This window comes from Gemmobacter lanyuensis (assembly GCF_014652355.1).
GTDB classification, from domain to species: domain Bacteria; phylum Pseudomonadota; class Alphaproteobacteria; order Rhodobacterales; family Rhodobacteraceae; genus Gemmobacter; species Gemmobacter lanyuensis.
In genome coordinates this window covers 381,285-402,479 of record NZ_BMYQ01000002.1, presented here as the reverse complement: position 1 = coordinate 402,479, position 21,195 = coordinate 381,285, and the positions used below count along the sequence as shown (strand labels likewise).

17 protein-coding genes are annotated in these 21,195 nt (G+C 65.5%); 8 read left to right on the top strand and 9 right to left on the bottom strand.

Annotated features, from left to right (window positions below):
* Positions 1 to 272: hypothetical protein (locus IE101_RS19740; RefSeq protein ID WP_229804049.1), on the top strand; the 272-nt coding region annotated here is incomplete at its 5' end.
* Here IE101_RS19740 and IE101_RS07010 read toward each other — a convergent pair.
* The 9 genes from IE101_RS07010 to IE101_RS06970 form a co-directional block, all read right to left on the bottom strand.
* Complete coding sequence (locus IE101_RS07010) at positions 265 to 468, bottom strand: YgaP family membrane protein (RefSeq protein ID WP_189633099.1); 204 nt, start codon at positions 466 to 468, stop codon at positions 265 to 267. The two genes, IE101_RS19740 and IE101_RS07010, sit on opposite strands and share 8 nt — an antisense overlap.
* A gap of 62 nt (positions 469 to 530) precedes the next feature.
* A complete protein-coding gene (locus IE101_RS07005; RefSeq protein WP_189633098.1) occupies positions 531 to 1,817 on the bottom strand; it encodes an NAD(P)/FAD-dependent oxidoreductase in 1,287 nt (428 codons plus the stop codon).
* 96 nt (positions 1,818 to 1,913) lie between these two features.
* The gene (locus tag IE101_RS07000; RefSeq protein ID WP_189633097.1) at positions 1,914 to 5,108 is read right to left on the bottom strand and encodes an efflux RND transporter permease subunit; all 3,195 of its coding nucleotides are present in this window, start codon (positions 5,106 to 5,108) and stop codon (positions 1,914 to 1,916) included.
* Positions 5,101 to 6,108, bottom strand: a complete 1,008-nt coding sequence (locus IE101_RS06995) for an efflux RND transporter periplasmic adaptor subunit (RefSeq protein ID WP_189633096.1) — start codon at positions 6,106 to 6,108, stop codon at positions 5,101 to 5,103. The genes IE101_RS07000 and IE101_RS06995 overlap by 8 nt, the downstream gene beginning before the upstream one ends.
* A 146-nt stretch (positions 6,109 to 6,254) precedes the next feature.
* Positions 6,255 to 7,310, bottom strand: coding sequence for a DUF475 domain-containing protein (locus IE101_RS06990; protein WP_189633095.1), 1,056 nt, complete (start codon positions 7,308 to 7,310; stop codon positions 6,255 to 6,257).
* Positions 7,311 to 7,546: 236 nt separating this feature from the next.
* Entirely contained in the window at positions 7,547 to 8,170 is a 624-nt protein-coding gene (locus tag IE101_RS06985) for a response regulator transcription factor (RefSeq protein ID WP_189633094.1), read from the bottom strand.
* Between the two features lie 60 nt (positions 8,171 to 8,230).
* Entirely contained in the window at positions 8,231 to 10,822 is a 2,592-nt protein-coding gene (locus IE101_RS06980; protein ID WP_189633093.1) for a hybrid sensor histidine kinase/response regulator, read from the bottom strand.
* Positions 10,819 to 11,322 (bottom strand): putative pterin-binding protein, encoded by a 504-nt coding sequence (locus IE101_RS06975; protein ID WP_189633092.1) that lies wholly within the window; start codon positions 11,320 to 11,322, stop codon positions 10,819 to 10,821. The genes IE101_RS06980 and IE101_RS06975 overlap by 4 nt, the downstream gene beginning before the upstream one ends.
* Before the next feature lie 141 nt (positions 11,323 to 11,463).
* Entirely contained in the window at positions 11,464 to 11,883 is a 420-nt protein-coding gene (locus IE101_RS06970; RefSeq protein WP_189633091.1) for a MarR family winged helix-turn-helix transcriptional regulator, read from the bottom strand.
* 144 nt (positions 11,884 to 12,027) lie between these two features.
* On the opposite strand from IE101_RS06970, the gene IE101_RS06965 reads away from it, so the two are divergent.
* From IE101_RS06965 to IE101_RS06935, 7 genes are all read left to right on the top strand, one after another.
* Positions 12,028 to 12,843, top strand: a complete 816-nt coding sequence (locus IE101_RS06965; RefSeq protein ID WP_189633090.1) for an FAD binding domain-containing protein — start codon at positions 12,028 to 12,030, stop codon at positions 12,841 to 12,843.
* Complete coding sequence (locus tag IE101_RS06960) at positions 12,840 to 15,530, top strand: molybdopterin-dependent oxidoreductase (protein WP_189633089.1); 2,691 nt, start codon at positions 12,840 to 12,842, stop codon at positions 15,528 to 15,530. The genes IE101_RS06965 and IE101_RS06960 overlap by 4 nt, the downstream gene beginning before the upstream one ends.
* Positions 15,527 to 16,999 (top strand): aminomethyltransferase family protein, encoded by a 1,473-nt coding sequence (locus IE101_RS06955; RefSeq protein ID WP_189633088.1) that lies wholly within the window; start codon positions 15,527 to 15,529, stop codon positions 16,997 to 16,999. Before IE101_RS06960 ends, IE101_RS06955 begins: the two co-directional genes overlap by 4 nt.
* Complete coding sequence (locus IE101_RS06950; RefSeq protein ID WP_189633087.1) at positions 16,989 to 17,825, top strand: UPF0280 family protein; 837 nt, start codon at positions 16,989 to 16,991, stop codon at positions 17,823 to 17,825. Before IE101_RS06955 ends, IE101_RS06950 begins: the two co-directional genes overlap by 11 nt.
* Positions 17,818 to 18,399 (top strand): amino acid synthesis family protein, encoded by a 582-nt coding sequence (locus IE101_RS06945; protein ID WP_189633086.1) that lies wholly within the window; start codon positions 17,818 to 17,820, stop codon positions 18,397 to 18,399. The genes IE101_RS06950 and IE101_RS06945 overlap by 8 nt, the downstream gene beginning before the upstream one ends.
* Positions 18,396 to 19,796 (top strand): hypothetical protein, encoded by a 1,401-nt coding sequence (locus tag IE101_RS06940; protein WP_189633085.1) that lies wholly within the window; start codon positions 18,396 to 18,398, stop codon positions 19,794 to 19,796. Before IE101_RS06945 ends, IE101_RS06940 begins: the two co-directional genes overlap by 4 nt.
* 89 nt (positions 19,797 to 19,885) lie before the next feature.
* Entirely contained in the window at positions 19,886 to 21,157 is a 1,272-nt protein-coding gene (locus tag IE101_RS06935; protein ID WP_189633084.1) for an ABC transporter substrate-binding protein, read from the top strand.
* Positions 21,158 to 21,195: the final 38 nt, after the last annotated feature.

Below are 21,195 nucleotides of genomic sequence, written 5' to 3'. Positions count from 1 at the left end.
CCAACACCAACTTTCTTCACACAACCGTCGCACACCCCTTGTTTCATTGGCATCCCGACCAAAAAATCCCCACAACACAAACCCACAAACCAACACTTATCCACAACACAAAACACCCAACTCCCCAGAATCAACCAAGAATCACCGCCGAAAAACGGGGGGAACCGGAATCACCGCCGGAATCGGGGCGGGAATCGGGATCTCGGGCCACCAAACACAAAGACCCGGCAAAAGCCGGGTCCTCGCTCGCCTGTCAGGCCAGAATCATTTGAAGGCGCAGCCTTCCCTGATTCCCAGCATCTTGAAGACCGTCGCGGCGGGGCAGATCCCGGTGAACGAGGATTGGATCAGGTTCAGGCCGATGAAGACGGTGAACCAGATGAACAGCGGCGAGACGAAGGTCGTCAGCACCACGCTGAGCAGCACCATGCAGCCGGCAAAGAGCATCACGGAACGATCGAGGGTCATGGGGTCATCCTTTCTTTGAAAGACCGGGGCGCCCTGCCCCGGCCGATGGCGGGGTCAGGGTCTCAGCCCTTGGTGGTCTCTTTCAGCTTGTCGATGCCCAGCACCTTGAGCGCGAGGCTTTCATAAAAGGGTTCGCTGGTCCCGGCCTTGAGCTTGCGGAGGAAGTATTTTTCGAACCCGATCTTGGCGAGATGCACCCACTTGCCCGACGAGGACCAGTTCACGTTGCGCGGCGGGATCTGGGGTTGCGCCACGAAGGCCACACCGCTGTCGCCGAAATCAGCCAGACAGACCGCGTTCCAGGTGCCGACGCGATCCGGCTCTTTCCCGCGGACGAGGTTGCCGATGTTATGCGCCGTCGCCGACACCATGCTTTCGATCATGAACCCGGTCTTCGGCACACCGCAGGGCACGGGCGTCGGCGCCAGTGGCGGAATGGCCACGCAGACCCCCACGGCAAAGACATTGCGGTATTTCGGGTTCTGCTGGTGGTGATCGACAATAGTAAAGCCGCGCGGGTTGCTCAGCCCTTCGATCCCCGAGACGGCCTTTATGCCACGGAAGGCGGGCAGCATCATGGAAAAGGCGAAGGGCAATTCCCGTTCGGCCTTCACGCTGCCGTCGTCGTTGATCTCTTCCACGAACATCTTGCCCGGTTCCACGCGCTTCACGCGGGTCGAGGTCATCCATTTGATCGTCTTCGACCGCATCTCGGATTCGAGCAGCCCCTTGGTGTCGCCCACCCCGTCGAGGCCCAGATGCCCGATATAGGGTTCCGAGGTGACAAAGGTCATGGGCACGCGGTCGCGCACCTTGGCCCGCCGCAATGCGGTTTCGAGGATGAAGAGAAATTCATAGGCCGGGCCAAAGCAGCTTGCGCCCTGCGCCGCGCCAATGATCACCGGGCCGGGGTTCTGTACCAGCTTGTCGAAGACGGCCTTGGCCTGTTCGGCATGGTCGATATGGCAGACCGACTGGGTATGGCCGCCGTGCGGACCAAAGCCCTCGATTTCATCAAAGGCGAGTTCCGGGCCAGTTGCGATGACCAGATAGTCATAGCTGACCGACCGGCCATCCACCAGTTCGACGCGGTTTTCCTCGGGGTGCAGACGTTCGGCGGCCACGGGGATGAAGTCGATATCCTTGCGCGCCATGGTCGGGGCCAGATCAATGCTGATCTCTTCGCGGTCGCGCCAGCCCACGGCGATCCAGGGGTTCGAGGGCACGAAATGATACTGCGGGTCCTTGGTGACCACGGTGATCCGGTCTTCCTTGCGAAGCTGGTCACGCAGCTCATAGGCCATGATGGCCCCACCCAGACCCGCGCCCAACACAACAACATGCGCCATCATCCGTCTCCTCTTGCGCCCGTTCGCGCTCCTCTTCGCGGCGGGGCGGGTTGCATGTCGGCCCGGGGCGGCATGCCCCGGGTCGCCTTCCGGTCGTCAGGTGCGGAACACCCGGTAGATTGCCGGGATCACCAGCACCGTCAGCAGGGTCGAGGTCATCAGCCCGAACAGAAGCGAGATGGCGAGGCCCTGGAAGATCGGGTCGGCCAGGATCACCACGGCACCGATCATCGCGGCCACTGCCGTCAGCAGGATCGGCTTGAAGCGGATCATCCCGGCGCGGATCAGCGTTTCGACCTGCACATCGCCTTCGTGCCGGATGAAATCGACAAGCAGGATCGAGTTGCGGACGATGATCCCCGCCAAGGCGATGAAGCCAATCATGGACGTGGCCGAGAACGGCGCCCCAAACAGCCAATGGCCCAGCATGATCCCAAGGAAGGTCAGCGGAATGGGCGTGAGGATCACCAGCGGCAGCTTGAACGACCCGAACTGCGCCACCACGAGGATATAGATCCCCAGCAGCGCCACACCGAAAGCAGCCCCCATGTCGCGGAAGGTGACCCAGGTTACTTCCCATTCACCATCCCACAGCAGGGTCAGCACGCTTTCATCTGCAGGCTGGCCATGCAGCGCGATTTGCGGCGCCCCCGGCTGATCCGCCAGCACGTCACCCACGGCCAGCATCCCGTACAGCGGCGCTTCAAAATCGCCTGCAAGATCGGCCGTCACCATTTCCGCATAGCGGCCATTGTGGCGGAAGATCGGGAAGGACGCGCGTTCTTCGCCGACCTTCACCACATCCCCCAGCTCGACCACCCCGCGGGCGCCGGGCTGCACATTGGCCGGGATCGGCGTGGTCAGCGCACGTTCATCAAGCACGCGGTCGCCCTTCGGCCGATCCAGCACGATGGGCAACGGATAGCGGCCGTCGCCCCGATGCGAATAGCCCACCGTCTGACCGGCGTTCAGCAAGGCGATGGTGTCGAACACATCCTGCTCCTGCACCCCGAAGAAATCGAGATCATCGGTCGAAATCGTGGTGCGGATACGCCGGGCCCGCGTGCCAAAGCTGTTGTCCACATCGACGATGAAGGGCACCTGCCGGAAGGCGGCCTCGACCTGCGCGGCGGCGGCACGGCGGCCGTCGGCATCGGGGCCATAGATCTCGGCCAGCAGGGTCGCCATCACCGGGGGGCCGGGCGGGGGTTCCACCACTTTCAGGCTGGTGCCTTCGGGCAGGGGCAGCGCCTGCAGCCGCTGCCGCAGGTCCAGCGCAATGTCATGGCTCGTGCGGTCACGGTCGCTCTTCGGGGTCAGGTTGATCGCCACCTCGCCTAGTTGCGGTTCGTTGCGCAGATAGTAATGGCGCACCAGACCGTTGAAGTTGAATGGGGCCGAGGTTCCGGCATGTGTCTGCACGGCCACCGCTTCGGGCAGGTCCATCACGACGCGCCCCACCGCTTGCGCCACCCGATCCGTCGCCTCGGTCGAAGCACCCTCGGGCATGTCGATCATCACCGACAGTTCCGACTTGTTGTCGAAGGGCAGCAGCTTGACCGTCACGTCGCGGGTATAAAGCAGCCCGAGCGAGCCGAAGGACAGAACCGCCGTCACCAGCAGGAAGGTCAGGCTGCGGCGCCGCGAAGCCAGAATGGGCCGCGCCACGGCGGCATAACTGCGCTCCAGCCAGCTGCCCCCACCTGCTCCAGCCCCATGCCCATCGCCATGGCCATGCAACGGCGCATTGCCTGCGATCTTGATCATCAGCCAGGGGGTGATCATCACCGCCACAAAGAAGGAAAAGATCATCGCCGCACTGGCATTGGCCGGGATGGGCGACATGTAGGGGCCCATCAGGCCGCTCACGAACAGCATAGGCAGCAGGGCCGCCACCACCGTCAGCGTGGCGACGATGGTGGGGTTGCCCACCTCGGACACCGCATCAATGGCGGCGCGCACCCGGTCGCGTCCGTCGCGCATGGCCCAGTGGCGGGCGATGTTTTCGATCACCACGATGGCATCATCGACCAGAATCCCGATCGAGAAGATCAGCGCGAACAGGCTGACCCGGTTCAGCGTGTAACCCATGACCCAAGCGGCAAACAGCGTAAGAAGGATCGTCACCGGAATGACGATGGCCACCACGATGCTTTCCCGCCAGCCAATCGACAACAGCACCAGCCCGATGATCGACACCGTCGCAAGGCCCAGGTGGAACAGCAGCTCATTGGCCTTTTCATTGGCCGTTTCGCCATAGTCGCGCGTCACGGTCAGGGCCATGTTGTCGGGGATCAGGCGGCCCTTCAGGCTTTCCACGCGGTGCAGCACATCTTCAGCCACCACCACCGCATTGGCGCCCGCGCGCTTGGCAATCGCCAGCGTCACGGCAGGGGTGCGGGTGACGGTGCCTTGGTCATCCCGCGTCAGCATCGACACGACATGATCCGAGGTATCGGGCACAAAGCCCACATTCGCCACGTCCGAGACATAGACCGGGCGACCGTCGCGGGTGGTCAGCAGCAGGTTCGCCACCTCGGCCGGGGCGGTCAGGGTTTCCCCCGCCACAAGATCGACCTCTTCGCCCGAATCGCGCAGCTTGCCCGCGTTCAGCGTGCGGTTGGCCTGCTGCACCTTGCCTGCCAGTGCCTGCAGCGTGACCCCATAAAGGGCAAGCCGGTCTGGGTCGGGTTCGATGCGGATCGCCTCGGTCGCCTGACCGACCAGATAGGTCAGGCCCACATCCTCGGTCTTGGTCACCTCGGCCTGCAGGCTGCGGGCCACGCGGGTCAGATCGGCGGCCGTCACCTCGGCCCCCGGCTGGCCCGACAGGGTCAGCGTCAGGATCGCCACATCATCAATGCCGCGCCCCACCACCAGCGGTTCCGGCACGCCCACGGGGATGCGGTCCATATTGGCGCGCAGCTTGTCATGCACGCGCAGCACCGCATCTTCCGACCGGGTGCCCACCTCGAAGCGCGCCATGACCAGCGTGTAGTCATCGCGCGTCTGCGAATAGACATGTTCGACATCGTTGATGCCCTTGACCAGCACCTCAAGCGGTTCGGTCACCAGCTTCACGGCATCTTCGGCCTTCAGCCCCGGCGCCTGCACATGGATATCGACCATGGGGACAGAGATCTGCGGCTCTTCCTCGCGCGGCAGGGAAATCAGCGCCACACACCCGGCAGCCAGCGCCGCCAGAATGAACAACGGCGTCAGCGACGATCCGATAAAGGCCTTGGTCAGCCGCCCCGCCAGACCCAGCTTTTGCGTCGGCGTGTCAGTCATGGCTTGCCCCCTGATCGGTCGGGGCTTGGGTCAGGATGCGGTCGCCCGCGGCAAGGCCGGTCAGAATCTCGACCATCGGCTTGCCCTCCTGCTCCACGGTCTGACCGGGCACGACCAGCTGCAGCGACGGGCCATCGGCCCCCTCGATCGCCACGAAATCAAGGCCATTGCGGGTCAGGATCGCGGTTTGCGGCACCATCAGCGCCGGATGGCTCCCCGTCGGCAAACGCACCAGCACGCGCGCATCGACAAAGCGGTCGGACAGGTCCGCAACTTCCACATCAGCGATGACGCGGCCCGCTTCGATCAGCGGATAGACCTTGACCAGACGCCCCTCGGCCGCACCCTCGGCACCCTCGATGCGGATCGTGGCGCCTTCGTCCAGCGCGGTGGCATGGCGTTCCGGCACGGCCAGCCGCAGGAAAGTACCGCCGCCGCCCAGCGTCGCCACGGTTTCACCCGGCATCACCACCGCGCCCTTGGCCACCGGCACATCCAGCACACGCCCGCCCACCGGCGCCAGCACGGCGCCTTCTGTCTGCTGCTGCCCGATGACATCTGCCTGCGCCGAAAGCGCCGAAAGCTGCCCGCGCAGCACGTCAACCTGCGTCCGCAGGGCATCCAGCCGCTGTTCGGTGGTGACGCCCTGCTTTTTCAGCTCTTCCCCGCGCTTCAGATCGGCTTCGGCATTGGCCAGTTGGGCCTGCGTCGCGGCCTTTTGCGATTCCAGCGCGACAAGCTGGAAGGTCAGCTTTTCATCGACGATCCGGGCAAGCGGTCGGCCCGCGGCCACAACATCGCCCTCTGAAACCGCCAATTCCACCAGCGTGCCGCCCAGACGGGCACGGGCGGGAATACGGTCACGCGCCTCGATCCGGCCATAGACGGCCTTCCAGTCGGTCATCGGCACAGGGGCCAGGGTCAGGGTCTCGGCCACGGCGGCGGTGGCAAGCAGCGGGGCCAGAAGGCCGGTCACGACAAAGATGCTGGAAATGCGCATGGGCTGATCCTCATGGGTTGGCCTTAACATATATAGATTTTTGAATTTGTAAAGCGCCCCCCGGGAAATCCCGGAGTTGCAGCCAAAGAAAATGGCCGCCCGGGTTGCCCCGGACGGCCATGCCAAGCCCCAAACCGGCCAAGCCGTCAGGCGTTTTCGTTGCGATTCCACCGGATCGAGGACCAGAGCGACACCCCGATCAGTGCAGCCCCGCCCAGCCCCGTGATCACCTCGGGGATATGGAACAGCGTCTGGCAATACATGATCACCGACAGGATCAGGATGGCATAGAAAGCGCCATGTTCCAGAAAGCGGTATTCGGCCAGCGTGCCGCGTTCGACCAGCATGATGGTCATCGACCGCACATACATGGCCCCGATCCCCAGACCGATGGCAATGACGAACAGGTTCTGCGTCAGCGCAAAGGCCCCGATCACGCCATCGAAGGAAAAGCTCGCATCCAGCACCTCAAGATAGAGGAAAGCGCCCAAACCGCCCTGCGCGGCAGCTTTTGTCGCCTCTTGCGATTTGTCGAGGAACCCGCCCAGCACCTCGACCAGAAGGAAGGTCAGCAGGCCATAAATGGCGGAATAGACGAAAACGTCCCGCTCCGGCCCATCAAGCAGTCGGGAAAACGCCAGCGCCAGCGCAAGGACAAAGGCGATTTCCACCCCCTTGATGGTGGCATATTTCGCCATGCGATGTTCCAGCCATTCGACCCAGTGAATGTCCTTTTCGTGGTCGAAAAAGAAGGTGAGCGCCACCATCATCAGGAAGGTGCCGCCAAAGGCCGCGATGGGCAGATGCGCCTCGTGCATGATGCGGGCATATTCATCGGGCTGCAGCGCCGCCATGATCACGGCGTCAATCGGGCCGACATTGGCGGCGATCACTACGATCAGCAGCGGGAAAACGATCCGCATCCCGAAGACCGCGATGATGATGCCCCAGGTCAGGAAGCGGCGCTGCCAGACGGCCGACATTTCCTTGAGCTTGTTGGCATTCACAATCGCATTGTCGAAGGACAACGAGATTTCCAGCACCGCCAGAACGGTGCAGATGAAGAAGATCGTCATCGCGCCGGAAATCGTCCCGGTCGATTGCCACCCCAGCGCAAGGCCGAGCGCAAGCCCGACCACGGTGAAGATGATCGCGCTGCGGAGATAGACGAAAACGGGTTTTTTCTGCGTCGGGTCGATCATGGCCGGGCTCCGTTGCAAATGAACGATGCCCCAGTGGCACAGCCACGGGCAGAGAGGTCAGTCATGGGATTCAGTCCATCGGCGGGCTTCAACTCGCAGTGCCGACATCGCAAGAGCGCCGATTCTCTTGCCAGAGGGGCCCGGTCACCGAGTGAGGCGTGCAGCGGCAGTCCGCCGCACCCTTTCCGGGTTACCGTCTGGGACCGAGTCTGTCAATCAGGGCTGGCCCGGCGCGGTCAGTCCAGCATCATACCGGCTGCCAGAATGGCGGCCTGGGTGCGGTTGCGCGCCTTCAGCTTGGCGCAGATCGACCGCACATGCATCTTGACGGTCACCTCGCTGAGGCCAAGACGACCGGCGATTTCCTTGTTCATCAGACCCGCGCGGATGTCGCGCAGAACCTCGATCTCGCGCGGGGTCAGACCGTGGCGTCCGCGTGGCCCGGGCGCGAAGGAAAAGCCTTCGGGAAGGTAGATCTCGCCATCAATGATGCGCCGGATCGCACCTGCCAGGGCGAGGGCCGAAGTGTTCTTGGGAATGAAGCCGGAAAAGCCCAGACCCAGCGCCTCGCTTACGGTTTCGCTGCGGGCAAGGCCGGAAAACAGCACCACCGGGCGCCCGCCATTGGCCTCGACGATACCGGCAGCGGCATGAAGCCCGGCCATGTCGGGCATGGCCAGATCCAGCAGCACCACGTCGAAAGGGCCATCTTTTTGCAGGTGGGTCATGGTGTCGGTCAGTGAATCTGCCACGATCACCTCAAAACCACCTTGCGCCGAAAGATGCGCTGCGACCAGGTCCCGCACCAGCTGATGATCATCCGCCAGCAAGAGCCGGATTTCAGTTTCGGGTTCACTCATGTCTTTACCCTAACCATATGCAACCTACGGTGCATAGTACTAATCGGAAGCTGAACGCGATCACGCTTTGGTCGTGTTCTCGCCTTCTGGCAGCAACCGCAAGGGCAAAACTTCACGCGCTTTCCCCCAGATCTCGCGCCATTCAACCAAGGAGGGAACTACACCTTTTTCCTGCAACTCTGATTCCACCTTTTCCAGCAAGGCGGCCAATCCGGCAGCGCCGGCGATGCTGGCCGCGCCGCGCAGACGGTGCGCGCGATCGGCCAGGGCAGGGCCGGATTCGCCAGCCTCGAGGGCGGCAATGAAGCCGTCCCCCTCGGCCAGAATGCCGTCCAGCAACTGGCGCATCTGGGCGGCTGGCAGCAGCGCCCGCAACTCGCCCACCACAACCACGTCAAAGTCGGCCGGCATAGCCCGATCGTCCCCGGCAGGTTCAGGGGTCTGCGCGGTCAGGTAGGGCACCAGCTGGGCGATGGTCACGGGTTTTTGCAGGATTTCAGTCAGGCCACCGCGGCGGAAACGCTCCAGATCCTCGGGCAGACCATGCGCTGTCAGCGCCACGATCCAAGCCTGGGCCGATTGCCCCCCCGCGCGGATCTGGCGCGAGGCCGTGACCCCGTCGATCTCCGGCATCGAAACATCCATGAAGATCAGGTCAAAGCGACGGTGGCGCGCAAGCTCGACCGCCTCGGACCCGTTTGAGGCCTCAACGACCGTCTGGCCCAGATGGCGCAGCATCTCGCGCAGAACAATGCGATTGGTCGGATTATCCTCGACGATCAGAATTTCCTGAACAGGCGGCTGAGGCGTAGGCGCAGCGGCGGCCTCGGTGTCGGGGGCGTCGTCCGGCTTTGCCCCCGGCGGGGCCACGCGCGCCATGGGCGCGGTGAACCAGAAGGTGCTGCCTTCACCCAGGCGGCTGTCCACACCGATCGCGCCCCCCATGCGTTCGACCGTGCGCCGCGCGATGCCAAGGCCCAGCCCGGTGCCCTCGGCCACCCGATCATAGCCGTTATCCAGCGTTTCGAAGGGTTCGAAAATGGTCGACAACTTTTCGCTGGCGATCCCGATCCCGGTATCACTGATTTCAACCCGGACCAGAGACAGCCCATCGGGCTGATCCAGCACATGAACGCTGAGCGTGATGGTCCCGCCTGTGGTGAATTTGGCCGCATTCCCCAAAAGGTTCAGCAGGACGCGCAGAAAGCTGCGCCGGTGGCCCTGCAGCCAGCAGTTGGCCTCGGGTGGCAGATCCAGCGAGATCTTGTTCTTTTGCCGAGCGGCCAGCGGGCTGACCTGTTCGGCCATTTCGCGGACGGTGGCGCACAGGTTGAAATCGCTCAGGTCCTCAAGCGCGGCATCGCCTTCCAGCCGCGTCAGCTCCAACACATCGTTGATCTGGTCCAGCGCCAATGCGGCCGAAGCTTCGGCAACCGCCAAAAATCGCGCCTGCCGCGCCGAAAGCCGCGTCGTTTCACGCAACAGATCAAGCGCGGCAATCAGCCCGTTCAGGGGGGTGCGCATTTCGTGGCTCATGACCGCAAGGAAACGGGCCTTCGCTTCGGCGGCCTGAAGCGCGGAATCCCGGGCCTCGCGCAGCGTCGCCTCATAGCTTACCCTGTCGGAAATATCGCGCAGGAAGGCAAAATAGATCAGCCGGCCATCGGCGTCCCGGTCGCTGGCCAGTGCCAGTTCGACGGGAATGCTGCTCCCGTCGCGGCGCTGCGCCGAAAGGTAGATCCGCCCCTCTTTGCGCGAATCCGCGCCGGACAGGATCATGCTGCGCAGGGCATGGGTGGCCGGATCGCCCGTCCCTTCCGGCAGCAAGAGCGAGAGCAGATCCCTCGACTGCTGCAGTTCTTCCAGCGTGTAGCCGAGGATCGCTTCGGCCGCCGGATTGACACGCAGGACCGTGCCGTCCTGCCGCACCACGATCACCCCGTCCAGCGACGAGGCCAGAGTCTGCTCCAAGTTCGACTGCGCGCGCTCCACCTCATGGTGGCGCTGGCGCAGGCGCCGCGCAAGGTGCAGCATCCCCCAGCTCAGCACCAGAAGCATGACGATCAGCGTCACAGCCAAAGTGGCGCTGCGCAGCCACAGGCGGGCCAGCGTTTCGCGCCGCGCCGTGGCGGCATCCACCAGGCGCGACAGCGCCTCAAGCGCGAATTCCCGCAATGGGCCGCGCAGCAGGACCAATTCGGCGCGAATGTCGGGCAGATCGGCGGTAAGATCGCGGTTCGGCACATCGATCAGGGCGCGCAAGCGCTCGGTCCGCTGGACCACGGCGCGCCAGGCCGGATCCCCCGCCATGGGGGTCAGGATGGGCGACTGGTTCACATGGGTGTTGATGACGTTGATGCGGCTGTAAAACAGATCGAAGGCCTGCCGCAGATCAGCGACCTGCGCCGCCCCCATCGGCCCCTGCCGGGCAACGATGACCTTCTCGGCCAGTTTCAAGGCCTCGACTTCGGATTGCGCGATCAGCCAGGTGGTATTGTCGGATTGGGCGATACGGATGTCTTCCAGCCGCGCGGTGAAATGATAGCCGACGATCCCCAGCACCCCGAGCCCGATCACCGCAATCACCAAGACGGGCCACCCGCGGGTGACGATCCGCTGAAGCTGGCGCTCGACCCAATCGGGGTCGATCACGGCGCGACCGCCTCGATCCGGACCAACTGCCAGACGCTCGAAGCATAGATGCGCTCGGTGGCGAACATCGCCCCGGCATCATAAGGGTAAATGACCCAGATCGGTCCGTTGTCCCGCACCCCGAAGGATTTTCCGTCACGGCGAATGGCCAGGATCGGGTAATCATCCGTCATGTCGGCCACATTCAGCTCGATGACATAATCATTGAGCGCGGCCAGCCGGACGCGCCCCGAGGTGATCCCCACCTCCTTCAGCACCGTCAGTAGCGCCGGGCCGCTGAATTCGATCTCGCCCTCAGTCCAGATGGTCGAGGTGCGGATCCGCACTTCGGGCAAAGCATCAAGCATTTCCCGGGTCTGGACAACTTCCTTGCCATCCGGCCCGCGCAGCCGCAGCAGGATTTCGGCATCCACGGCCTGAGCCGGCACGGCCCCAAGGGCGATCAGCACGCACAGCGCACCCAGCACCCGCGCAACAGCCGCCCCCCAAATCGCTCGCATCCCAGACCTCGCCCTGATGGCACCTACAACACTGGCCCTACTGGGCCATATTCCGCAGGTAAAGACTATCGTTTGGGTAATCTCACCGATCCAGATGGGCGTTCCCGCAACCTCTGTGCCCGTCTTTGCGGCAGATTGCCGTCAGGTCAGCCGCGCCAATAGCGCCATAAGCTGTTGGCGTTCCTTGTCATTCAGCGGATGCAGCGTTGCATCCGTGACTTTGACCGCCGTCTCGTAGCACCGGGCCACAAGATCACAGCCCTGCGGCGTGATGGCCACGGTCAGTCGGCGACGATCACCGGGGTCCGCTTCGCGCCGCACATGACCCAGCACTTCGAGGCGCCCGACCACCCCTTTCACCGTCGCCGCATCCATCGAGGCCGCACGTCCGAGGTGGTTCTGGCTCATGGGGCCGCCTTGGTGAAGCCGCACCAGAACCGCGAATTGCATCGTGGTAAGTTCAGGAATATGCTCGGAAAAGATGGCAAGATGCCGTTGCGTCACCCGCCGCAGCAGATAGCCGACCTGATCATCCAGAACATAGGGGTTTGCGTCATCCATCACAGCTCAGGCGATAGCCGCGCATCGCCCATGACGCAAGACAATTGACAGAAAGCCCCCCATGGCGACACAGTGTTTGCACACATACAAATTCCACTCTCGCTGCCCCGGTCCCCTTTTCCTGACAGGCCCAAGGTGCCGCCGATGACCGATTATGCGCGCCCTCACAGCTTTGCACATGCCTTCGATCTGATGGCGGCGGGCGAATGGCGCCTGCTGGCCGGCGGGACCGACCTTTACCCCGCGACATCGGCCCGATCCCTTCCTTTCGCGGCACTGGATATCTCGGATCTGCCCGGTGTGACCGGAATCACCCGCACTGCCGCAGGACTTCGGATCGGGGCAGCAACGCCCTGGTCCGACCTGCAGGCCGATCTGCCGCGGGCGCTGATGCAGGCCGCCCGGCAGGTCGGCGGATGGCAGGTGCAGACCGCGGGCACCCTGGGCGGCAACCTCTGCAATGCCTCGCCCGCCGCGGATGGGGTGCCGCCGCTTCTGGTGCTGGAGGCCGAGGTCGAGCTGACCGGCCCGCGCGGGCAGCGGCGTCTGCCGGTGGAACAGTTCCTGACCGGTCCACGGCAGACGGCCCTTGCGCCAGATGAAATCCTGACCGCGGTTCACCTGCCCCCCCGCGCAGGCGATAGTGCCTTCGTCAAGCTCGGCGCGCGGGCACATCTGGTGATCTCGATCGCGATGGCGGCGGCCCGGGTGCGGGTGGCCGCCGGGCGGCTGGCCGAGGTGGTGCTCGCAATCGGCGCCTGTGCCCCCACCGCGCGGCGGCTGCGCGCCATCGAAACGCGGTTGATCGGCCTGACGCCGACCGAGGCCGCGCGGCAGATCACCCCCCCTGCGTTGGCGCCGCATGTCGCACCGCTGGACGATATCCGAGCCAGCGCCGCCTACCGCGTCGAGGCAGGGGCCGAGATCCTGCGCCGCGCGCTGGTCGAGGCCGCGGGATGAGCGGCGCCCCCATCCCCCTGCGCCTGAACGGCCAGCCCGCCACCCTGCACGGCGCCACCCGCCGCTTGTCGGATGCGCTCCGCGAAGAGGCCGGGCTGACCGGCACCAAGATCGGCTGCGACGCAGGTGATTGCGGGGCCTGCACGGTCCTGGTGGAGGGAGCGCCGACCTGCGCCTGCCTGACCCCGGTGGCCCGTGTGGCAGGCCGCAATGTGCTGACCATCGAAGGCGACGACCCGATGCTGACCGCGCTGCGCGACAGCTTTCTGCGCCATGGCGCCGCGCAATGTGGCATCTGCACCCCAGCGATGCTTCTGACGGCAACGGCGCTTCTGCACCGCAATCCCCATCCCAGCCGGGCCGAGGCCGAGGTCGCCCTGGGCGGCGTGCTGTGCCGCTGCACCGGCTATGGCGCGATCCTGACGGCGGTCTGCACGGCGCTGGATCCGCATTCTCCGCAGCCGGAGGCTGATGGGATCATCGGGACATCCATCCCCCGGATCGATGGACAGGCCAAGGTGCAGGGCGATCTGTTCGGCGCCGATCTGTGGTGCCGCGGCGGGCTGCTGGTGCGGGCGATCCGCGCGCCGATGGCTCCGGCACGGTTCGATCTGGGCGATCTGGCGGCTTGGGCCCAAGCGCGGGGGGCGGCCGTCTTTACGGCCGCCGATATTCCCGGGCGCAATCGTTTCGGCGTCATCCCGGCCCATGCCGATCAGCCGGCGCTGGCCGAAGGACATGTGCGCTTCCGGGGCGAAGCCGTGGCACTTGTCGCCACGCCAGACGACCAGCCCGACCCCGACCTGACGGATTTCCCGGTCACTTGGCACGCACTGCCCGCCGTCACCTTCGATACCGCAGAAACAGCGGCCCCTCTGCATGATCACCGCCCCGGCAACCTGCTGATCGAGGGGCGCGTCCATCGCGGCGATCCGGCGGCGGCGCTCGCGGCCTCGACCCATCACATCAGCGGGCAGCTGACGACCGCCCATGTCGAACATGCCTATATCGAACCCGAAGCCGGTGCCGCCTGGTGGGAGGGTGAAACCCTATGCATCCGCGCCTGCACCCAGGCGCCGATGCTCGACCGCGATGACACTGCCGCCATTCTGAACCTGCCGCCCGATCGGCTGCACATCCTGCCTTCGGCCGTCGGGGGCGGGTTCGGATCGAAGCTTGATCTCAGCCTGCAACCGCTGATCGGGCTGGTCACGCTGCGGACAGGGCGGCCCTGCCGCATGGTCTTCACTCGGGCGGAAAGCATGATCGCCACCACGAAACGCCACCCGGCCGACCTGCGGGCGACGCTGGGCTGCGATGCGGAAGGCCGACTGACCGGAATGCTGTTCGAGGGCCGCTTTGACACCGGCGCCTATGCCAGCTGGGGGCCGACGGTGGCAAACCGCGTGCCGGTCCATGCCTCGGGGCCCTATCGTCTGCCTGCGATCACTGCGACGGCGCGGGCGCTGCACACCAACGGCCCGGTTTCGGGGGCCTTCCGCGGCTTTGGCGTGCCGCAGGCAACCGCGCTTCAGGAAACGCTGATCGACCAGCTGGCAGAACAGGCCGGGTTTGACCCGCTGGAGTTCCGCCTGCGAAACGCGCTGGCGCCCGGCGATGCCACAACCTGCGGGCAAAAACTGACTGCCCCGGGCATCCGCGAATGTCTGCTGGCGCTGCGCCCGCATTGGCAGCGCGCCCGGGCCGCGACCGCCGCCGCGAAGGGCCGCGCGCGCGGGGTGGGGCTGGCCTGTGGCTGGTATGGCTGCGGCAATACCTCGCTTCCCAACCCCTCGACCATCCGGATCGGGCTGCGCCCCGATGGCGCGCTGGTGCTGCATCAGGGGGCCACCGACATCGGGCAGGGGTCAAACACCGTCATCGCGCAGATCGTAGCGGAAACGCTGGGCCTGCCGCTCGGGGCGCTGCACCTGATCGGGCCGGATACCGGCCTGACGCCGGATGCGGGCAAGACCTCGGCCAGTCGGCAGACCTATGTCTCGGGCCGGGCGGCACAGGCTGCGGCGGCGGCGCTGCGGGCCGATCTGCTGCGCCGGATGAACATGGATGACAGCGCCAGTCTGACGCTGCGCGGCCCCACCGTGCAGGCCATCGCGGGCGGGCGGCAGGCACAGCTCGATCTGGCGGCGCTGCCCGTCAATCCGCTCGGCTATGCGCTGATGGCGGAGGAAACCTACGATCCCCCGACGCAACCGCTCGACCCCGACGGGCAAGGCACGCCCTATGCGGTCTATGGGTTTGGCGCCCAGATGGTCGAGCTTGAGGTGGATCTTGCGCTTGGTACCACGCATCTGCTGCGCGTCACGGCGGCGCATGATCTGGGCCGGGCGATCAACCCCACGCTGGCCCGCGGGCAGATCGAGGGCGGCATCGCACAGGGCATCGGCATGGCGCTGATGGAGGAATATATCCCCGGCCGCACCGACAACCTGCATGATTACCTGATTCCGACCACCTCCGACGTACCGCCGATCGACTGCCTGCTGATCGAGGTGCCGGACCCCGAAGGCCCCTTTGGCGCCAAGGGACTGGGGGAACATACGCTGATCCCGACCACGCCCGCCATTCTGAACGCGATCCGCCATGCCACCGGGGTGATCCCGGACCGCCTGCCTGTGCTGCCCCATCGGCTGCTGGCAGCCCTGAAGGATCGGGGGCCGCCATGACCAGCCCGCGCGCCCCGTCCGACAAGATCCGCTGCGATGCCTGCCCCGTCATGTGCTACATCGCCCCCGGCCAGACCGGTGCCTGCGACCGTTATGCCAACCATCAGGGCCGCATCCTCCGAACCGATCCGCTGCTGATTCTGTCGCAGGCCCTTACCGAAGGCACCGGCGTCATCCCCTTCGCCGCAGGCAGCTGGAGCGGCACGCTGGCCCCGCCCGCGGATATCGAGCTGACGGCCATCGGTGCCGGCACGACCTACCCTGATTTCAAGGCCGCGCCCTTCATCGTCTCGTCCCGCGTCGCGGACGCCGACATGATCACCGTCGTCACGGAGGCGATCTTTTCCTATTGCGGCGTCAAGGTGAAGATCGACACCGACCGCCATCTTGGCCCCGAAGGGGCGCCGGTGCGCGCCGGGGGCGAAATCGTCGGCCATGTCACTACGGCCGAATACGGGTCGCAGATGCTGGCGCTTGGGGGGGTGCATCACCTGACCGGGGGCGGCAAGGCCGAAGGGCGGCTGACCTGCGCCACATTGCTCGCGCTCTGCAACCGCGAGGCCGTGACCCTTACCATCGATGGCGGGTCCGAGATCGTGGTGCAGGCCGGCGCCGCCCCCGTCGTCGATGGCCGGCGGGAAGACCGGATGCGCGTCGGCTGCGGCTCGGCCACCATCGGCATGTTCGCCGCGCAATGGCGCGACCTCCAGCAGCAGGGCCTGCTGGATGAAGTCGTGGTCGTCGATGACCATATCACCGGTGTCGTTTCGGAACATCAGGCGGGCAAGGTGATCGGCTGGCCCGCGACCGGCATCCGCATCAAGGGGCACCGATCCACACCGGGCCGTTATTTCCGCGTCTCATCGCCCGGTCTGGGCTGGGGTGGGACAAGCCTGACCGATCCGCTGGCGATCCTCGGCGCCTGGAACCCCGAAAAGGGCGCGCGTCCCGGTCTGCGGCTTTTGATGATCTCCACCACGGGCGAGGATTGGGGCTATTACATCCTCGACGCCGATCTGATCCCGCGCCCTGCCCCCCTGCCCACGGCGCTGCGGCCAAGCATCGGCATCATCGCCGAAAATTGCGAACCCTCACGCTGCACGGTGCTGTTCATGGCGGGCGCGGGCGGCAGCCTGCGCGCGGGGGTGACGGAAAACCCGGTGCAGCTGACACGATCGGTGCAGGCGGGGGAAACGCGGCTCAGTTGCGGGGGGGCGTCCTGCTATGTGTGGCCGGGGGGCGGGATCACCTTCATGGTCGATGTGCTGGATCTGCCCGAGAATGCCTTCGGTGCGGTGCCGACCCCGGCGCTGGTGGCGCCGCTGGAGTTTACCTTGCCGCGGGCGACCTATCTGGCGCTCGGCGGTCACGAAGGCGCGATCCGCAGCCTGCCCGATGTGCTGGACCATGGGGGCGAATACCCCTGCGGGATACAGCTGCACCCCAAGGGGCGCGGCAATGGCAGCTGAAGCACGGACCCTGCCCGACGGGCGACTGCATCTGCATCATGGGCCGATCGACCTTGTCATCGGGGCGGATGGCACGCCCGGCGCCATAGCTGCGGCACTGGATGCAGCTACCCTCCGTTTTGCCCCCCTGCTGGACGAGCTGGTGGCCGAACTGCCTGCCTTGCGCGCGGCAGACCCCGTGCCGCTGACAGGGCTGTGCGCCCGGCGGATGGCCGCCGCCGTCGCAGCGCACCGGCCCGCCTTCATCACCCCCATGGCGGCGGTGGCGGGGGCGGTGGCGGAAACCGTGCTGGCGGTGATGCCCCGGCCCGGCCTTACGCGGGCCTATGTGAACAACGGCGGCGATATTGCCCTGCACCTGACACCGGGCACCGCAACGACACTGGCCATCGCCGGGCATGGCGTGCACATCACGCTGCGCCATGAAGACCCGGTGCGCGGGGTGGCCACGTCGGGCTGGCGCGGGCGAAGCTGGTCCTTCGGGATTGCCGATGCCGTCACCGTGCTGGCCCGAACGGCAGCCGAGGCCGATGCAGCAGCCACCATGATCGCCAATAGGGTGGACCTGCCGGGTCATCCCGCGGTCCGGCGCCACCCGGCTTGCGACCTGCAGGCCGACACCGACCTGGGCGCGCGCCCTGTGACCACGGGGCTTGGTCCGCTGACTGCCCAGGAAATCGCCCAGGCCCTGGAAACCGGGGTCCGCCATGCCCGGACCCTTGCCTCAACCGAGGTGATTGTCGGGGCCGCGCTTTTCCTGCACCCTCAGGCCCGATACATCGGCCAGATTGCCCTGACGCCCGAAGAGGAGCCTGCCCATGGCTGACTTTCCCCTGCGCAAGATCACCCTGCAGATCGAAGAGATCCACCATGATGGCGGTCCGCCTGCGGCGCTTCCCCGTCTGCGGGGTGCGATTCTGGCCGTGGTGCGAAATCCCTTTGCCCATCGCCATGAACCCGACCTTCAACCCGCGATGGAAGATCTGAAGCCCCTTGGCCTTCAGCTTGCGGACCGTCTGATTGCCGCGCTTGGCGGGCGCGAGGGCATTGATGCCTATGGCAAGGGTGCGATCGTCGGCAGCGCCGGGGAACTGGAACACGGCGCGCTCTGGCATGCGCCGGGGGGGTATGGGATGCGCGAAAGACTGGGTGAAAGCCGGGCCATCGTGCCCTCGACCAAGAAGGTCGGCCCCATGGGCGCAAGGATCGACATTCCGCTGGGCCATATCAACGCGGCCTATGTCCGCGGCCATTTCGACGCGATGGAGGTGGGCGTCCCGGATGGCCCCCGCCCCGACGAGATCGTCTTCATCCTCGCCATGGCGCGGGGGGCGCGCGTCCATTCGCGGATGGGTGGTCTGGAGCTGCATCAGGTCAAGGGCGAGGACGGCCTGCGATGAGACCGGGGGGCGCCCTGCCGCGCCGCATGGCGCTGGCGGCCTTGGCAGCGGCGCAGCCGGGGGGCGTGCTGGCCTGCGCGCTGCCGCCCTCGATCATCCTGACGCTGCCGACGGGGCATTACCTCGCGGGTGCGGGGGCCACGGTCGCCCTGACGGCGGTTTTTGCTGCCGCATCGCATCGTCTGCCCGCCTTCCGCACCCATGTGCTGTGGAGGGGGCGGCAATGGCTGCCGGGGATGCTGACCTCATACCTGGGGCTGGTACTGATGATCGGGCTTTTGTTTCTGGGGTTCCACGGCGCGCGCGATCCCATGCACAACCTGCTCACACTGGTGTTCTGGACCGGGGTCTGGGTGGTGCTGCCGCTGGCCTCGATCCTGCTGGGGGATCTGTGGCGGGGGCTGAACCCCTGGACGGCAGCGGTGCGGCTGGTGCGGCACGTGCTGGGATGGCAAGGACAGATCGGCCTTGCCCGATCAGGCTATTGGCCCGCCGTCCTGGGTCTGTTCGCCTTCACCTGGTTTCAGCTTGTGTCACTGCACCCCGATGATCCGCTGACGCTGGCGCAGGTGATCAGCGCCTATTGGCTGGTGATCTTCCTGTTGGGCGTGGCGGAAGGTGAAGATTGGGTGCGGCAGGGCGAATTCCTGACGGTCTATCTGACCTTCCTGTCGCGCATTGCGCCAATCTGGCGCCGCGATCAGGGCGGGCGGGTTACACTGTGCGCGGGGCTGCCGGGGGCGCAGATCGTGGCGATGCCGCCCCTGCCCCCTTCGGCCATCGCCTTTCTGACGCTGGCCCTTGCGGCGCTGACCTTCGACGGGCTGATCGAGACGTTTTTCTGGATGTCGCTGATCGGGGAAAACCCGCTGGAATTCACCGGACGCTCCGCCGTGCAGGGGGTGAACACGCTGGGCCTTCTGGCGGCCTGGGCGCTGACGGCTGGCAGCATTCTGGGTGCGCTGGCGCTGGGGAAACGGATGGGCCGGGTCGCGGGTCCGTTCTGGACCCTTGCCGGGCCGGCGATGCTGGCCTTTCTGGCGATTGCCGCGGGCTATCACGCCGCCCATTACCTGATGACGCTGCTGACGGCCGGCCAATATGCGCTGGCCGCGCTGAACGATCCCTTCTTTCGCGGCGATGCCCTGCTGGGATTGGAACCCTTCTACATCTCGATGGGGTTCCTGACCGATCGGGGCTTCATGACCGCGCTCTGGAATACGCAATTCGCGCTGATCCTGGGCGCGCATCTTCTTGCCCTGCTGCTGGCGCTGCGCCTTTCGGCCCAAGACGCGCCCGTTTCCGCCCGCCCCATGGCCCATCTGCCGATGACCGTTCTGATGATCGGTTACACGGTTCTCGGGCTCTGGATCTTGTCTTCCCCCCGAGGAGCGTGAAATAACCTATAGCAAACATTGAATATTTCATGTGTGCACCAACAATTGGCCCCTCGGTTCCCCGCCGCCTGCCAACAGAGGAGACGACCATGAAGACCCTGCCCCGCCGCTCTGTCCTGACCGGGCTTGCCGCCGGTTCCGCCCTGGCCCTTGGGGGCTTGCCGCGTTTCGTGCAGGCGCAAAGCGCCGCGCCGATCAAGCTGGGGTTCCAGCTGCACCGCACCGGCATCGGCGCCGCCTATGGCCGCTGGTATGAACGCACCGCGCAGGCTGCGCTGGCCCTTGTGAACGCACAGGGCGGGATCAACGGCCGCCCGGTCGAGATCCTGTTCGAAGATGACGGCACCGACCCCAAGCGCGGCGCCGAAGTGGTGGAGAAGCTGACCACGCAGCACGGCTGCGACCTGATCTTCGGGCCGCTCTTCAGCCATGTGGTGATCGGGTCGGCCCCGCGCGCGGGTGAACTGAAGGTGCCCTATCTGGTCTGCTCCGAAGGCTATCACGTCGCCTCGGGGATGTTGAACCGCTGGACGCTGCAACCCGGCATCACCGATGTGCGCGCGCAGGTCAGCTCGATGGCGCCCTGGGTCACGCAAACGCTCGGCAAGAGGGTGACGATGGTCTTCCCGGACTACGCCTTCGGCCATGACCACCGTGATTTCTTTACCGAAGCCGTCAAGGCCCAGGGGGGCGAGGTGATCGCCCAGATTGCGGTGCCGCCGACGGAAACCAGCTTTACCCGTTATTTCCCGCAGATCCCGGCCGAAACCGAGGTGCTCTATCACGTCATGGTCGGCCCCGCCGTCCTGACCTTCGTCAAGGAGCTGGGCGAATTCTACGGCAGCGGCGACCGCCCGCAGATCTTTGGCTTCATCGACAGCCTCGAAGCTGTCGATCTGGCGGCGCCGGGTCTGGAATTCCTGGAAGGCACCTATTTCTGGGAGGCCCACAACCGCGTGAAACAGGCCGATGCCCCGGAATGGGAGGCCACCTATCGCGCGGCTGTGGGCGTGGATGACAACGGCGCCTCGGTCAGCGACGCGCGGGATGTGGCGACCTACAGCCATATGTTTTCCGTGTGGGAGACGCTCTTTACCATCAAAAAGGGGATGGAGGCCGCGGGCTACCAATCGCCCGCCGACCGGCAGAAATTCGTCGAGGCGCTGGAGGCGATGACCACCTTCGATGCGGGCCTTGATCATGTGCAGGGCGCCAAGGTCTTCAACGGCAAGACCCATCAGGTCTTCGGGTCGCAATTCATCTCGAAGGTCGAGGGGGGCAAGCTGATGCGCGTGCATCAGACCTCGATCGCGGATGGCCAATACCCCGATGCGGTGGATTACACCGCCCAATCCTTCTGACGGGATCGGCGGGGGCGATAATGCCCCCGCCATTGCAC

Excerpts from the sequence above, each read along its gene's own strand:
- IE101_RS07010 (WP_189633099.1), bottom strand. The coding sequence starts at position 468 with ATGACCCTCGATCGTTCCGTGATGCTCTTTGCCGGCTGCATGGTGCTG.
- IE101_RS07005 (WP_189633098.1), bottom strand. The coding sequence starts at position 1,817 with ATGGCGCATGTTGTTGTGTTGGGCGCGGGTCTGGGTGGGGCCATCATG.
- IE101_RS07000 (WP_189633097.1), bottom strand. The coding sequence starts at position 5,108 with ATGACTGACACGCCGACGCAAAAGCTGGGTCTGGCGGGGCGGCTGACC.
- IE101_RS06995 (WP_189633096.1), bottom strand. The coding sequence starts at position 6,108 with ATGCGCATTTCCAGCATCTTTGTCGTGACCGGCCTTCTGGCCCCGCTG.
- IE101_RS06990 (WP_189633095.1), bottom strand. The coding sequence starts at position 7,310 with ATGATCGACCCGACGCAGAAAAAACCCGTTTTCGTCTATCTCCGCAGC.
- IE101_RS06985 (WP_189633094.1), bottom strand. The coding sequence starts at position 8,170 with ATGAGTGAACCCGAAACTGAAATCCGGCTCTTGCTGGCGGATGATCAT.
- IE101_RS06975 (WP_189633092.1), bottom strand. The coding sequence starts at position 11,322 with ATGCGAGCGATTTGGGGGGCGGCTGTTGCGCGGGTGCTGGGTGCGCTG.
- IE101_RS06970 (WP_189633091.1), bottom strand. The coding sequence starts at position 11,883 with ATGGATGACGCAAACCCCTATGTTCTGGATGATCAGGTCGGCTATCTG.
- IE101_RS06965 (WP_189633090.1), top strand. The coding sequence starts at position 12,028 with ATGACCGATTATGCGCGCCCTCACAGCTTTGCACATGCCTTCGATCTG.
- IE101_RS06960 (WP_189633089.1), top strand. The coding sequence starts at position 12,840 with ATGAGCGGCGCCCCCATCCCCCTGCGCCTGAACGGCCAGCCCGCCACC.
- IE101_RS06955 (WP_189633088.1), top strand. The coding sequence starts at position 15,527 with ATGACCAGCCCGCGCGCCCCGTCCGACAAGATCCGCTGCGATGCCTGC.
- IE101_RS06950 (WP_189633087.1), top strand. The coding sequence starts at position 16,989 with ATGGCAGCTGAAGCACGGACCCTGCCCGACGGGCGACTGCATCTGCAT.
- IE101_RS06945 (WP_189633086.1), top strand. The coding sequence starts at position 17,818 with ATGGCTGACTTTCCCCTGCGCAAGATCACCCTGCAGATCGAAGAGATC.
- IE101_RS06940 (WP_189633085.1), top strand. The coding sequence starts at position 18,396 with ATGAGACCGGGGGGCGCCCTGCCGCGCCGCATGGCGCTGGCGGCCTTG.
- IE101_RS06935 (WP_189633084.1), top strand. The coding sequence starts at position 19,886 with ATGAAGACCCTGCCCCGCCGCTCTGTCCTGACCGGGCTTGCCGCCGGT.